Origin of the sequence: Marinobacter similis (assembly GCF_000830985.1) — a bacterium.
In the GTDB taxonomy this organism is placed as follows: Bacteria; Pseudomonadota; Gammaproteobacteria; order Pseudomonadales; family Oleiphilaceae; genus Marinobacter; species Marinobacter similis.
Genome location: NZ_CP007151.1, coordinates 2,669,930 through 2,685,289, shown reverse-complemented (window position 1 = coordinate 2,685,289; position 15,360 = coordinate 2,669,930). Strand labels below are relative to the sequence as shown.

9 protein-coding genes and 1 pseudogene are annotated in these 15,360 nt (G+C 51.6%); 4 read left to right on the top strand and 6 right to left on the bottom strand.

The annotated features are described in order from the left end of the window. Positions 1 to 147: 147 nt before the first annotated feature. Positions 148 to 2,883 carry a glycosyltransferase gene (locus AU14_RS12400; protein ID WP_236744048.1) on the bottom strand — a complete coding sequence of 912 codons (2,736 nt, stop codon included), beginning with the start codon at positions 2,881 to 2,883 and terminating at the stop codon, positions 148 to 150. Positions 2,884 to 2,895: 12 nt separating this feature from the next. Continuing rightward, positions 2,896 to 4,416: a glycosyltransferase domain-containing protein gene (locus tag AU14_RS18685; RefSeq protein WP_052472041.1), complete on the bottom strand. Its 1,521-nt coding sequence runs from the start codon at positions 4,414 to 4,416 to the stop codon at positions 2,896 to 2,898. Positions 4,417 to 4,896: 480 nt separating this feature from the next. Between AU14_RS18685 and AU14_RS12390 the strand changes: the two genes are divergently transcribed. Then, complete coding sequence (locus tag AU14_RS12390) at positions 4,897 to 6,390, top strand: flagellin N-terminal helical domain-containing protein (RefSeq protein ID WP_041341223.1); 1,494 nt, start codon at positions 4,897 to 4,899, stop codon at positions 6,388 to 6,390. A gap of 253 nt (positions 6,391 to 6,643) precedes the next feature. Then, positions 6,644 to 8,644: a tetratricopeptide repeat protein gene (locus tag AU14_RS12385; RefSeq protein WP_041341220.1), complete on the top strand. Its 2,001-nt coding sequence runs from the start codon at positions 6,644 to 6,646 to the stop codon at positions 8,642 to 8,644. 19 nt (positions 8,645 to 8,663) lie between these two features. Here AU14_RS12385 and sbcB read toward each other — a convergent pair whose 3' ends face one another. Next, a complete protein-coding gene (gene sbcB / locus AU14_RS12380) occupies positions 8,664 to 10,109 on the bottom strand; it encodes an exodeoxyribonuclease I (protein WP_041341217.1) in 1,446 nt (481 codons plus the stop codon). A gap of 24 nt (positions 10,110 to 10,133) precedes the next feature. Further along, a complete protein-coding gene (locus AU14_RS12375) occupies positions 10,134 to 11,042 on the bottom strand; it encodes a hypothetical protein (RefSeq protein WP_236744047.1) in 909 nt (302 codons plus the stop codon). A 312-nt stretch (positions 11,043 to 11,354) separates the two neighbouring features. Between AU14_RS12375 and AU14_RS12370 the strand changes: the two genes are divergently transcribed. Then, on the top strand, positions 11,355 to 12,389 hold the full coding sequence (locus AU14_RS12370; protein ID WP_041341214.1) for a response regulator: 1,035 nt from the start codon (positions 11,355 to 11,357) through the stop codon (positions 12,387 to 12,389). A gap of 3 nt (positions 12,390 to 12,392) precedes the next feature. Next, a pseudogene (locus AU14_RS12365) lies at positions 12,393 to 13,351 on the top strand (diguanylate cyclase). A 74-nt stretch (positions 13,352 to 13,425) separates the two neighbouring features. Here the strand turns inward: AU14_RS12365 and AU14_RS12360 are convergent. Both AU14_RS12360 and tviB read right to left on the bottom strand, forming a co-directional pair. Next, positions 13,426 to 13,794 (bottom strand): histone-like nucleoid-structuring protein, MvaT/MvaU family, encoded by a 369-nt coding sequence (locus tag AU14_RS12360; protein ID WP_041341212.1) that lies wholly within the window; start codon positions 13,792 to 13,794, stop codon positions 13,426 to 13,428. A 173-nt stretch (positions 13,795 to 13,967) separates the two neighbouring features. Beyond that, positions 13,968 to 15,230, bottom strand: a complete 1,263-nt coding sequence (gene tviB, locus AU14_RS12355) for a Vi polysaccharide biosynthesis UDP-N-acetylglucosamine C-6 dehydrogenase TviB (RefSeq protein ID WP_041341209.1) — start codon at positions 15,228 to 15,230, stop codon at positions 13,968 to 13,970. Between the last annotated feature and the right edge of the window lie 130 nt (positions 15,231 to 15,360).

Below are 15,360 nucleotides of genomic sequence, written 5' to 3'. Positions count from 1 at the left end.
GCTTCCCCTTCGACTGGTGTCGTTTTCTCTTGATATGGTCAGGCGCCCGGTGCAAATAAGGAACGCCAACCTGTTATCACACTTAACGGCACTCCACCGGCTCTCTTTAGATTTTTTTTTGCCTCTTTCGTAACAAAATGTAAGAGATCAGAATTTCGTCCAAGCATCCAACCATTTCTGAAGGTTCTGACCCTCGAGCATCCAGTCCCGCCGCACCACTTTTCGAAGCTCTTCACCTGCTCTCGCCGCTTCATCAAGGTCACTCAAATGCATGCGGATGGCATCCAACCAATCCTTGTAGCGATTTTTCACCCGAGTCACCGGCAGGTCATGCTCTCGGTATGGCTCGACATCGCTGCAGACAACAGGAAAACCACAGGCTCCGTACTCAAGCAGCCGGAGATTACTTTTACAGCGATTAAAAAAGTTGTCCTCAAGGGGCGCAATTGCGAGATCCAGATTCAGAGAAGCAAGTTTTTGGGGGTACAGCGCGATATCGACTCCCTCATGTACCTCTTTGACATATGGCCGCAGCTTGTCAGGGCACATTCCAAAGAACACCCAGTCAACCTCATCGGCAAGATCACTAACGACAGCTTCCACTAGTTCCAGATCACCCGTATGCCCCATACCGCCAGCCCACCCAACTCTAGGCTTTACAGATTCACGCTTTGACGCAGACAAATCCTTCCACCAGTCCACCGGAAGACGGTTCTCCACTACACGGATATCTGGGTGTAATCCCTCGAACGCTTCTGCCAGAGGATGGGTAGACACTATAAAGCGGTCGACATGCTTCAGAGACCGCCTCAATGACTTGAGAACATCTTTGGGCATATGTTTACGATAAGCGCTCTTCAACGGCAGATTCGGCAAGTAGTCATCCAACTCATACACCACCGGCTTATTGAGAAAACGACGGGCGTGTTGCATATTTTCAACAGCGCCATCAGTAAGCTGGCGTTGATATACGAAAGAATCTGCATCTAACCGAGCCATTTCAGGGACCGTTAGAAATTCCGCTGCAATCATCCCACCCGAGACGCCCTGCGCCTTCATACTCTCAAGAGGTTGTATTATGCGATAGTGCCCGCAACCCCACTGATCTGCGGGGTGAACGAGAACCGTGGGTAAATTAAGCAATTTTTGCGGCTGCCAATTCAACTCAACTCGATGCTCCACCTCAAACCCACGGGCACGCAACGAGAGGTTACGGTTAAAGGCAGGATCATCCCCCATGGATGGCAACCAACGTTCATACATAGCCTCTTTCTCCGCTCTCCCGTCAGCGCTTTTTTCATCATCAACAGCATTGTTGAATGGGTCAGAATTTTCCTTAGCAACCTGCATCACAATAGAACGGGGTGTCCAAACAGTTAAATAACCAGCTTGAGCAACTCTTAGGCAAAGGTCGACGTGGTTATAAGAAACCGCAAAGACTTCTTCATCCAGACCACCAACCTGTTCATAAACGGACTTTCGGATCAGCATGCAAGAGCCAGACACCGCCGAACAATTCTGGTCAACGATCAGACGGTTCATATAACCAAGGTCATCTAGCGCTTCCCCTGAGTAGACACCCTCTGCAGGACCTCGCATGCCCAAAACAATGCCGGAATGCTCAATCTTGCCATCAACGGTTAGAACTTTTGCGCCCACGACGCCAACCTCCGGCCGCTGCGCGTGATTCATCAGCTCATCAAGCCACTCTGGGCGTATAATACCGAGACCACTATCAAGCAAGAGGGCATAGTCCCCCTTTGCCATTTGGATCCCGTAGTTTTTGTTTGCCGAAACATTTACAGACTGAGAACAGCGCAGCACCCGAATATTGGGCACGGCCATCTCCTCAAGCCCTCTAAGCCACGTTAATGTCTCAGTCGTTTCGCTACAGTAATCCAAAATCAACAATTCGTAATTCTGATAAGCCGTTTTCTCGAGAATGGACTCTACGCAAGTCCGCAATAAAGAGAGCTCATCTCTAGTGGAGATGATAATTGACACCAACGGGCAGGTCGTATGACCGTACTGGACTTTTAAAGTACCCGCGGTTTGCGCCTCTGCGATCAGAGCGTTCTCGTATCCTCTTCTCTGCAAATGCCGTTTTACGGCTTCGCTGTATGGGGCAAGAGATTCACGCTCTCGATGAGATTGCACCGAAAAAAACGGTTGGTCGACGCGACCGATCGAGCCAATACCATTCTCTTCCACAATCTTTAGTATCCATTCAAACTCAAGAACATCCCCCACGCCTTCGTCGACGCCTCCGGCTGAGATTAGATGCTTTCGCCTAAAGATCCAATGTCTCGACATTTCTGAGGGAAAACTCAAAAACATATCCAAATTAAATGCGGGACGAAAAAAACCACTACTTATTTGGTTTCTATTTTCAATTAATTCGTCACCAAAAACCGCAGATATTTGATCCGGCGCATGAGCTAACTCGGCCAGCAGTGTCAAAATTTCGAGACCAAGTATTTTCGCCGGCGTTTTCAATACCACTACCCAGTCAGACTCTATCTCGTTAGAAATCAGATGATTTAACGTTGCGGGCACATCGCTCTGAGAACATCTCGATATACTGAAATGTTGCAAATGGTCTAATGAGTATTTAGCTGATTCTGGAACGATTAACTTGCAGGTTAACGATGACTCCAGGCCTTTGATTGACGCAAAAGACTCCATCGAACTGTTTAACTCATCCACCCCTTGATTGGGAGCGATGAATATGACGCACAAAGAATTATCGTTAGTTACGTCAACCAATTTCCTCTCGACTGTGCGCGAGTAACTTCTGGATCGATACCACTGTTCCAAGCCAGCGCTTTTTTCAGATCTCGCATTAATTCTCTTTAACAGTTCGCTTTCTGAAATAATCGACACGCAATCACCAAATTAATCAAATTTCAAATTCAAAGTGGTAGCAAGAGAATCACTCTCAGAATACTCAAATATTTTGTAACCAAGACCCTCAAGCATATCGTACAACATTTTTTTTCGCTCTCTAGGAAGATGCATGTGCTCAAAGTTTATGACGCTAGGCTTAAAAACTTCCAAATTGCAACAACCCAGTACATCGTCATCCATACCTTCAGCGTCAACCTGTAAAACATCAAACGACTGCCAAGATAAATCAGATAACACTGACACCAAATCCTTACTAGGAACCTTAATTTCTCTTATCGCCTCATCCAAATTTATTTCTGATGGAAGGTTACCCTTTAGATGCTTCCTAACATGTTCGATATCAGAAGAAACGAAACCTGAAGGCACGCGATACGACGGCGCATCTTTGAGATACTTTCTATCAAAAACGTCATAATACTTTTCATCAAGACTGTACAAAGAAAGCGTTCCAGGCGCACCAATGGCGCAATTAAATATAGAGGCATCAGGATGCAAACGATAATTTTCTTTGATAACGTCGATCAAGTTTTCTTGCGGCTCTACCAAGACAATTTTACTATTATTTTTAAATTGCATAATGATATCGTACAGCGGATCGTTTATCACCCCATCACAAACACCGACTTGAACAATCTTTAATTCTTTAGAGCTTAAAAGCGACTTTAAAACTTGTCGAAAGAGGTCTTGAGGAATCGACGAACTGCCATTACTTAAGCTATTCAATCTAGCAACCTCTTGCCTCAAATAACCAAGCTCATTCTCTAGTTTCGCAAGCTTACTAACAGGTGCTGAAAAGATCGCCTCATGGGCAGTATTCTTTTTGGTTTTATTATAATTTCTTTTCGTTTCAACCGGCCACCGATGGAAGTCAGACTCGTGGTTATCAATATCCAGACCAGTAAAACTCAACCCTGATTGCATAAGTACACAATTGAAGGATAACTGGTCTCGCCTCGAATATCTTAGAACATGGTCCCACCAATGAGCCATAAGGGCTTTGACGCTCTTGGTATGGCGGCGCGCAATAATCGCTGTCCAAAAAGGTCTCTCACTCAAAACATCAGGATGGCTCTGCGCGTAGTGGAAAAGCTGCTCATAGACTCTCGAAACATCGTCATAGCCAGCCGCGTTAACTGCATCGAATTCGGCAGCCACCGATTCTCGAAAACTGTGCATAGGCAACGCAATATCTTCATCCATCAACAATGCATCAACGAATGCGTCAGGCGCTACTTTCAAAAATACAGTATTATCTAACCATAGCGACTCATCATAATCTTCTAAAAGTAGCGGCCCCATTATTTTAAAATATCGAGCACTTCGCACCTCATCGTTGGGGAATCTCGGCTCAACCTTTACAACCCTCCAACCAGAGCAAGCAACATTATCCGAATCCGTGAAACAGATTAAATCGGTATCCTCATCCACGCTGTAGTCGGGAGCTGAAAAGCTCTCATAGTTTCCGATTAAAGCCGTGTAAATCGCGCGACGCTTGACTCTCTCTGTCACAACTCAGACCCTCGTCAATGAATAATTTAGGAGTAGAACTTGCGGCTTTTACCGCTCTGCATAACTTTTCAAATTCGGCACAAAAAGTCGCGCGGAAGGCTTCGCTGATTAGCGCCACCTGATTGCAAAGCACTGACAACAAAATCAGCCACAAAGATACCAGAATTCTAAGGCGAGCGTGCGGAGGAAGGAAAGCTCGGAACTGAACCATTCGCCTAGGCGACGCTACCAATGAGCAACACTCAAAACCGGCAATTGCTTTCCTCCCCGCAGTGTCAAAGCCCCTCTATTCGTCTCCCCCCAAATAAAGAAACAGTAAAAATATAATTAAAACATTATTTTACAGGAACAATATTAAACTGGCACGAGTTTCGCTTATAGCTCGTCAAACGGCAATTCAACGTATTCCGCCGGCGAGGGCAGCTCCTTTTGGGGAGCTCAAGCTCACGTTTCCGGCACCTTTGAGCAGGGAGAAGAGAAATGCCTCAGATCATCAACACGAACATTGCTTCACTGAACGCCCAGCGCAACCTGAATGCGTCACAGCGTGAAGCCGACACAACCCTTCAACGCCTATCGTCTGGCCTGCGGATCAATTCCGCAAAAGATGACGCGGCAGGCCTCGCTATCGCCGAACGCTTCACCTCTCAGATAAAGGGTCTTGATCAGGCTGTTCGCAACTCGAACGATGGTGTGTCTCTAGCTCAGGTAGCCGAGGGGGCTCTAGGTGAGTCAGGCAACATTGTCCAAAGGATGCGAGAACTGGCGGTTCAAGCGGCAAATGCCACTAACTCTGCATCTGACCGCAAGGCGCTGCAAGCAGAAGTGAACCAGCTCAAGCAGGAATTGGAACGAGTGGCCACTACAACGGAATTCAACGGCCTAAAATTATTGGATGGGACCTTTCAGGCGCAGAAATTCCAAGCAGGCGCCAACGAAAATCAGACCATATCTGTTTCAATTACTGGCACACGGATTGATTCGCTCGCTAACAATACTATTGAGACCGTCGCAAGCGGCAGCGCGACGGGGTCGATAGCAGTCGCTTCCGGTGGTGCTGCTCCAGCACTGAACGGTATTCAGCCGCAAGACATTACTATTTCCAGTTCACTGGATGAACAAACCGTGAATATTACGGCGTCGGGCGCAACAGCAGAATCTATCGCCGCTGAGATTAACAAGGCTGCAGAAACAACGGGGGTCACTGCAAGTGCCCGCACCTCGGTTGAGCTTTCTAACCTCACTGCCAGCGGCACGGTCACTATGACCCTCTCAACTGGGGATGGCAACGAAGCGACCATTTCCGCCCAAGTGTCAGATACGAGCGACCTTGAACCACTGGCAAGAGAAATAAACGCCAGTAGCGGTAGAACCGGTATCACAGCGGAGGTTGATGGTGGCACCCTCACACTTATCCAGGAGAGCGGGAAAGATATAGTTGTCGAAGGCTTCACAAGCAACGGCACCGGCACCCCCACGATAGATCTCGCAGGCTCATCGCAGGACACAGAAACACTGACTACCGATGGCACTGACAGCGCTCGCATAGCCGGAGAAATCAACTTTGACTCAGCCTCGAGTTTCGCCGCTTCTTCCACAGTTGCGGGCTCTGCTGGGGGCATATTTGCGACCACCGACACCTTTGGCTCTTCTCCCGAAAAACTAGCAGATGTCGATATCACGACCTTTGAAAATGCCAGCAGTGCAATTAGAGTCCTCGACTCTGCGATCGCGACTATTAACAGCATCCGAGCAGATTTGGGCGCGGTACAGAATCGCCTTGAATCAACCATTGCAAACTTGAGCACCACCTCAGAAAATCTAACAGCAGCAAGATCTCGCATTCAGGATGCCGACTTTGCGGCAGAATCTGCTAACTTAGCCCGTACTCAGGTTCTCCAGCAGGCCGGCTTGTCAGTTCTGGCCCAGGCCAATGCCCGACCGCAGCAAGTGTTGCAGCTACTGCAGGGCTAAAAGCACCAGCAGAACCAAAAACGGCCGGGCATACAACCCGGCCGTTTTACTTTGAGACCTACACCAAACCGACGCCAACCCTCACCATTGACAAGCTGCGCACCCCCAAGGTGAACCGCCTCGCTGAGCCTCCAAGCCCAAAATTCTGTAAATCTGGCACACCTTTCGCAACACCCCTCTCAAAGCACGGCAAACCGTCAAAAACTGCAGACCTTTGCCGCCCCAGAATGCGGCTATTATCACGAGGTGTCCCATGCAATCACAGCATCACGTTCAGAACCCTGGCTCCGATCAGGCGCAGGCGGCCCGCCTCCTGTTGCAGGCAAACCTGGCCTATGGCGAATCCAACAACAGTGAGCTGAGCCTCATTCAGCGCCTCCGGGCCAGACAGGAATGCCGTGATTACCTGGCAGGGGCATTGCAACTGGAGCCAGCGAACCCGGGCGCCCTCGGCCTGCTTGGACGGGTGGAGATGGACGATGGTGAGCTTCAGAAGGCTCAGGACTTGTTCAATGCCAGCCTGATTGCCCAACCCGGCCAAGCCCAGCAGCACGCCAACCTGGGTTACTGGGCTCTGAAATCTGAACGCCCGGCTCTGGCCAAGCAGCACTTCCTGGAAGCTCTGGATTGCGACCGGCAATCCGCCGCCGCTTTCTGCGGAGTGGCGCATGCCAAGCGCTTGCAGGGCCAGTTCGATGTGGCTTACCTGCACTATCGCAAGCTGCTGGAAATGGGCAAGGATTGGGATTCGGTCTACAGCGGCATGTTGAGCTGTGCGCAGCATCTTCAGGTGGACCGCGCTGACGGCGAGCTGGCGCGGGACGCCATTGCCTTGCTAAGCCGCGATGGACTGCCCCATCAGGAATTGGGCCGATTCGTTGCTGCCATCGTGCATCAGCAATACGATCTGGATAACCCCAATGCCGAGATCTTCCTGGATGCCGCCAGCGAAGACGAACTGTTGATTCTTGGCCTGCAAAAGACACTGATGCCGAACCCGGCAGTTGAGAATCTGGTGGTCATGCTGCGTCGCGCCATTATTGCGGAAGTGGCACAAACGGTGGAGCTGCGTGATGAATTGCAGCAGCTGGCCTTAGCCATTGGCCAGTATGCCGACCGCACCGGTTACGCCCTGGCCGCCGACGATGACGAAGAACGCCTGATTGCCACCATCAACGAGAGTATCCAGGCCCAGCTTACGATGGGCGAGCCGCAAGACGGAATGGTCGGTTCCCTGATCATCAGCGCCATGTACGGTGCGCTGTTTCACCAGCGTTTTGCTGTTCAGCTCGGGCAGTGGAGCCTGACCGATTGGCCGCTGGCGCTGCAGCCGGTCATGGGCGCCAGCTATTACGACCGTGCCAATGAAGAGGCAATCAAACAAAACTTCGATGAAAAGTCCGCCGAACTCTGCATGGATAAGGTGGATGTTCCTCAAGCCTGGCCGGCCTGGTCTCAACTTGCCTTCCGGGCCGAGAGCAGCCTGAAGAATGTCATGGCGTCGGAGCTGGGCATTGCTACTGACAACCTGCCCGACACCCTTCGCATTCTGGTGTGTGGCGCCCAGTCCGGCCAGCGCGCCATGGAACTGGCACGTTACCTCAGTGATGTCGAGGTGATTGCGGTGGACGAATCCCTGGCAAATGTCGCCAAAGGCACTCGGATGGCCAGTGACATGGGCATCGAGAATATTGTGTTCTGGCCATGGTCCATTGCCCAGCGCTTTGTTGCCGATGGTCATCAGGTGCATTGGATTGAGGTTGGGCGCCTGCCCTCACCGGCCATGACTGAAGTGTCTCTGGCCTCACTGGTGAACGACGCCAGCTCAGCCGGTGCGGTGGTGCATATGCACACTGCCATTGGTGAGCAGACTGCCGGCGACCGGCACATTCGCAACCTGATTGCCGAGCACAAGCTGCCGGAAAGCCGTACGGTGCTACGTCAGTTACGCCGCATGGTGCTCGCCAACCCTTTGGACGCTAACTGGAAGGAACTGACCCAGGAGGATGATTTCTTCAGCCTGGGCGGCTGTCGCGATCGATGGTTCCGGCCGCAGGATGGCACCCAGCTGAAGCAACTGATGGCGATGGTCAGCAATGAAGTGGACTGGAAACTGGTAAAAGCGCGGGATGCCGATGGCCACAGCCTGGCAACCCAACCGGTGCAGCGGCAGATTCAAGCCGAGGCTTTGGGTAGCGAAGTCCAGAGCCTGGTCGGCCAGGGGCTGAGCGTTTACTTCAGCAAACGCCGGTAAGGCTCCCTTAACTAGACGCTCACACGTACGGCATCAACGATTCGCCGTACAAGTGCAGGTCCTCAAGCACGTGCCGTCGTTCCGGGGTAAGATCCGGATCGGCGGCCAGCCGTTGAAGCTCATGCGCAAAAGCCTCAAGAGACCGCCAGCCCTTCTTCGGATGCATCAGCCGTTGGGAACGGAACTCTTCCCAACGCTCCATTTCCTCCCCCAGTAATGAACCCGGGTAATTCCGGGCTCGATAGCGAAACAGCAATTCCGTCAGCCGCTCATCGGCAAACTGCACGTCCTGCTCGCCCAGGGTTTCCACCGGCTGCTCCAGCACCCAGTTCAGCTTCTCCCGATCGGCCTTGCCGATAAAGCCACCGGCGTAGAGTTGTTCATCCGGGTCGGTCAGATCGCTTTCGTGGGCCTGGTCGAAGGCCTGCGCAATTCGCGCCGGCAAATCGGATGCCTGCTTAAGCAATGCAAGGTTGGCCCGCAGAGTATCGCCGTCGAGTTCTAGCTCGCCCAAGCGTTCCTTAGTTAGGCTCTTCAGCATGGTGCCGGGTGCCAGTACCGGGCACTTGTTCAGCTGCACGCCCTTGAGCGGAAACCGGCTAACGCCCTCGCCCAAATCCGCCCGGGAAGTAAATACCCGCTCACGAATCTGCTCAGGCGTGGCGTTGATCAGCTCCGAGGGATCCTCACGAAGATCATAAACAATGACCAGATTTTTATTGGTCGGGTGCTCCGCCACCGGCGCCACCATCGCACAACAACCACGAGAGGCTGGGTACTTGGCGGAGATGTGAAACACCGGTTTCATAGTGCCAGTATCCAGCATCGCCCGCGCCGAATGCTTGTCCTTGTTGTTCAGCACAAAATCGAACAGTTTGGGCTGTTTCTCTTTGATCAGCTTGGCGACGGCGATGGTTGCCTCAACATCCGACATGGCATCGTGCGCACTTTCATGGGCAATGCCATTGGCAGCGGTTAGTTCTTCCAGGCGAAAGCTCGGGCTGCCATCTTCCTTTTTCGGCCAGTTGATGCCCTCGGGGCGCAGGGCGTAGGTCAGCCGAACCATGTCGATGATGTCCCACCGGGAATTGCCGTTCTGCCATTCGCGGGCGTAAGGGTCCCGGAGGTTTCGGTACAGGGTATGGCGGGTGACTTCATCATCAAAGCGCAGGCTGTTGTACCCCACCACGCAGGTGCCGGGCTGGCTGAAAGCTTCATTGATCTGAGCGATGAACTCAGCCTCGGGGTAGCCATCCTGCAAGGCTTTCTGCGGCGTGATGCCGGTAATCAGGCAGGCTTCCGGGGATGGCAGGTAGTCGTCCGCTGGCTTGCAGTAGATGACCAGCGGATCCTCAATGATGTTGAGATTTTCATCCGTTCTGACTCCGGCAAACTGCGAGGGACGGTCATGGACCGGGTCTACGCCAAAGGTTTCGTAGTCGTGCCAGTAGAACGAGCGAATCAAGGGAAAACTCCTGCCGGTGATGGGTCAATTGGGCAGGAGTTTAGCATTTAAAACAGCTGAGTCCCCATATCGGTCTGGTGAGTCTGCAGTCTGGACAAGCCCGAAGCCGGTCAGTTGGCTCATGTCGACTGTCATACTGGTGGGTAGATTGATGAAGACGCCTTTTCCGGCATTGATGACATTGGCGCCGTCCGGGCTCTGCCATTTAACCCCCGCGTCGTCCCGCTGAAAACCGATAAAGAAATCATCGGTAAAACCCGTGACTGTGCCACCGGCCCCGTCATCTTGCGCCGTGCCCACAAACAACGACTGCACTTTGCTCAGGGACGCACACTCACTGCAGGTTGCCGGGTTTGCGCTATCGGCAATGCCAATCTGTGTCCCACGATAATTGGTCGCCTGATTACTGGCGTCGAACAGGGCCGCATCGTGAACAACGCCCGCCGAGTCACGCAATTTAAGGCCGATATTCCCGCTCAGACTGGTGGTCAATGAGGACACAGACCCACGAGCCTGACCGAAACCCATCCGGAAGCCCGCCAAGCCACTGGCGTCCTCCGCCAGCTCAATAAACGGTTGCGTGGCTTCAAACGGCACAGTCTCGCCTTGGGTGTAGTTCTGACCGTTGTACTGCACACCGTCCTGACGAGCAATATGGCCCAACGCCAGGTGGGTGGCGGCAAAGTCGGAGCCGCCATCTATTTCACCCACTTTGACATCGTCAATGTTTACCCGGGTTTCCACGTCTACGCCCAGCGTCATACGGGTGAAGTCATGAGCGCCATCGGCAAGATTCTCGACCTGCATAAATGCCTGCCCGGTAACCTCGCCCATGGTTTGGTCAGAAATAGGTTTCAGCTCAGCCTGGGTAACCGGCACAACCCCCAGGCAAAGCATGACCAAACCAGCGCATCCATAGGCATGATGCTTCATAACGTGTGCCTCTGATTAATATTCAAGAGTCAGTTTCGACGCTCACTCTGCGGTTGCGCCTTTGTTCATTAGTAGCGAGGCTCAACCGGCGGCTGGTTTTGCTGATTGCTTTCTTGTAGGCCGCGAATGCACTATAGCTGAGGCGAGTTCGCCAATAGAGTGAGCTTCATCACAATCACCGGGTACTGACCGGCATGGCAAGAATCAAGTATGACCGGCTTCACAAAACATTACGCAGCTGTAGCAAATGTGTACACAACGTAACGGCCTGATATACTCGTTCAAATTTTCACTGGCGCTATGACAACCTCCATGACCACCCGCATCCTCGTCTGCGACGATTCCGCGCTCGCCAGAAAACAAATGGCCCGCGCGCTCCCTGAAGGCTTCGGTGCCGACATCGTATTCGCCAGCAACGGGAAAGAAGCCCTCGAGCTTTTGCGTAATCATCAGGCGGATCTGATGTTCCTCGACCTCAACATGCCTGAAATGGACGGCTATGAGGTGTTGGAGCATGTCCGCAAGGAAGACCTCCCGGTACTGACCATTGTGGTCTCCGGTGACATTCAGCCGGAAGCCCGCGAGCGAGTGCGCAAGCTGGGCGCCATTGATTTCATCAAAAAACCGACGGAATCCAGCCTGATTCTGAGCTTGCTCAAAGACTACGGTTTCTACAGCCCGAGTGAGCTGGAAGACACGGCTCTCAACGACAGTGCACTGAAATCCGAGTCATCCAGTACTAGAGTCAGCGACATCTCGGTGTCCCTGAACGATTACCTGCAGGAAATTTCCAACGTTGCCATGGGCCGCTCATCGGACCTGCTGGCGCGCCTGCTCAAAGTGTTCGTCAAGCAACCCATCCCCAAAGTGGCCTTTATCGCCAACTCTGAACTGCACATGGCGATATCGGCGGCCCAACACAGCGATACCTATTCGGCCGTTTGCCAGGGCTTCACCGGTGCCGGCATCGCGGGCGAAGCGCTGCTGTTGTTTGCCGATGCCAGTTTCAAGGAAATGGCCGAGATGCTTCATTACGAAGAGCTCGACGGCGAAGCGGTGAATGTCGAAGTATTGATGGACATGTCCAGCATCCTTTTCGGCGCCTTCCTCAAAGGCATTGGAGATCAACTGGACCTGAGACTAGGACTCGGCCACCCAACGGTTCTGGGCCAGCATCGACAGATCTCCGAACTCCTTGAACATCACAGCACCCGGGATGAACGCCTACTGTGCATCGAAATCAGCTATGCCCTGGAGGATCAGGATATCCAATGCGATGTGCTTATATTGCTTACCGAAGATTCCGTACCCTTCCTCGAACAACGCCTCGAATACCTGGTGGACTGATCAATGGCCTTTAATGAAACAGAAGCCAACTCGTTTCACTGGCTGGCAGATATGCTCGAGTCCGTTGAAGTCGGGCTTGTGGTGCTGGACCTCGATTTCCGGGTGCAGGCCTGGAACGGGTTCATGGAAAATCACAGCGGCATCACCGCCAGCAAAATCCGCGACAAGGTCATCTTCGATGTCTTCCCGGACATTCCTCAGGCTTGGCTGGCTCGGAAAGTCGATGCCGTTGCGCTACTGAACACCAAGGCATTTACCTCCTGGGAACAGCGCCCTTACCTGTTCAAGTTCCGAAATACCCGCCCGATTACTGGCACCGAAGAGTTCATGTTCCAGAATCTCACCATCAGCCGCTATCCGGGACAACAGGCAAGGTTGAGAAGGTATGCCTGATGGTGTACGACGTCACCGACATCGCCAGCAGCAAGCGAGCTCTAGAGCGCGCAAACGAACAGCTGGCCAAACTCAGCATGACCGACCGCCTCACCGGGCTGCTCAATCGGGGCACCTGGGAAAACCTGGTGGATGCGGAGTACGAACGTTTCCGACGCTATGGCCAGGCCACCTCCCTGGTGATGTTCGACATTGATCACTTCAAAAAGGTGAACGACAGCTATGGCCACCTGGCGGGCGATGAGGTCATCAAACACACGGCGGCGATCACTAAAGGTAATTTGCGGCAATCGGATACGTCAGGCCGCTACGGCGGTGAAGAATTCGGGATTATCCTACCCGAGACCGACGCCGAAGGCGCTCGCATTATTTGTGAGAGAATTCGTGAAAACATCGCACAGAGCGTGGTTGAAACCAGCGTAGCGCCGATTCAATACACCATCAGCATGGGCATTGCCCAATTAACCAAAGCGCCCGAGAATTATATGCAATGGATGCAATTAGCCGATGAAGCGTTGTATGCGGCCAAAGAAGGTGGGAGAAATCAGGTGATGATATCCGGCAATTGAAGGGACATAGAAAGTGAAGAGACATTAAAAAGCCCGGCATTAGCCGGGCTTTTTAACAAACTGACAAACTAAACTTAGTTTTCCTGCCAGCCCTGAACCGCTTCTTTACCGTACTTTTTACGCCACTCATTAAGCGTTTTGTGGTTGCCACCACGGGTTTTAACCACTTCACCGGTATGCGGGTTCTTATAAGTCTTCATGGGCCGCTTGGCGCGACCACCAGCAGCCGCCTCACCCTTTGCACCGCCAACAGACGGATCAATGGCAGACAAGATCTGCAGGACATCTTTCGGTGATTTGTCATATTCCTTCATCAAGTCACGAACCTTGTTTTCGAACTCCAGTTCACCTTTCAGAGCCTGGTCTTCTTCAAGCTTTTCCAGCTCTGCGGCAAGCTTTTCCATAAGCTGCTTTTTCTGGTAGTAATCGTTGATCTTTGCCATGGAAATAAAACCTTAATCAAAAAATGGTTTTAAAATACTTCGGAGTTGACTATAAGTCGTAAAATATAATAAGTAATTTAACGCAATTTGGCAAAGTTTATTGTCATATCTTAATTAAAAAGCCGATCTTATTGATCGGCTTTTTATCGAATATTCGAACCAACGCGCTGAATCTACAATCGCAAATCAGCCTCGCCGAGCGGTAATACACCCTTCAAATCAAACAACACTCCATCTTCTTTTAAATAAGAGCGCAACTCCTTCGAGGACTTCAGAGCGTATTCGCGATGTGGGACCGCCAATAACAATGCGTCATAATCACCATTTTTCGGTGATTCAAGAAGCGTCACACCATACTCGTGCTCTGCTTCAGCAGATTCAGCCCAGCAATCTGTGATGTCGACAATGCACCCGAACTCTTGCAGCTCTCTTACCACGTCGATAACTCGGGTATTGCGTAGATCGGGGCAATTTTCTTTGAAGGCAAAGCCCATGATTAATACACGTGAATTGAACACTGTATGACCAGCTTTGATCATTGCCTTTACTAACTCAGATGCAGCGTATGGCCCCATACTATCGTTGACACGACGGCCCGCGAGAATAATCTCTGGGTGATAGCCAATCGACTGCGCCTTATGAGTCAAATAATAGGGATCAACGCCAATACAATGGCCACCGACGAGCCCAGGCTTGAACGGAAGAAAATTCCATTTGGTTCCAGCGGCCGCCAAGACTTCGTGTGTATCGATTTTTAGTCTGGAGAAAATCATCGATAATTCATTAATAAGGGCTATGTTCAGGTCTCGCTGCGTGTTTTCGATAACTTTTGCAGCCTCAGCCACTTTTATTGAGCTGGCTTTATGAGTACCGGCCTTAATGATATCGGCATACAACTGATCAATCTCTTCAGCAATCTCATAGGTTGAGCCTGAGGTTACTTTCTTGATGGTGGTGACTCGGTGCTCCTTATCACCAGGATTGATTCGCTCTGGGCTATAGCCTGCAAAGAAATCCTTGTTAAACGCAAGAGCGGAGATTTTTTCCAATACCGGCACGCACACTTCTTCCGTTGCGCCGGGGTATACCGTGGATTCGTAAATCACGATATCGCCCTGTTTGAGAACCTGCCCAACGGTTTCACTGGCCTTTACCAGCGGCGCTAAATCCGGTGTCTTGAATTCATCAATGGGCGTTGGCACCGTGACAATATAAATTTGGCAATCTCGAATACCTTCAAGATTATCGGTAAATGATAAACCCGATGCGGCAGCCAGCTCTTCCCGGGAGACTTCGCGGGTATAATCCACACCCACTTTGAGCTCCGCAATCCGCTTGGTATTAATATCGAACCCAACAATTTCGCGCTTTTCCCCAAAAGCCGCGGCCAGTGGCAGACCAACGTAACCGAGACCAATGACTGCAATTTTCTTCATGTAGCGTCCTTTTCAGGCATAAATTCGAGCATAGCCACTCTATCCAGATGGAATAATTATGTCTCCGTCGAAACGGCATTGAAAACACCTTTCAATGCCTCCTTTGCGTCCTCGTCGCCATAGACAACGC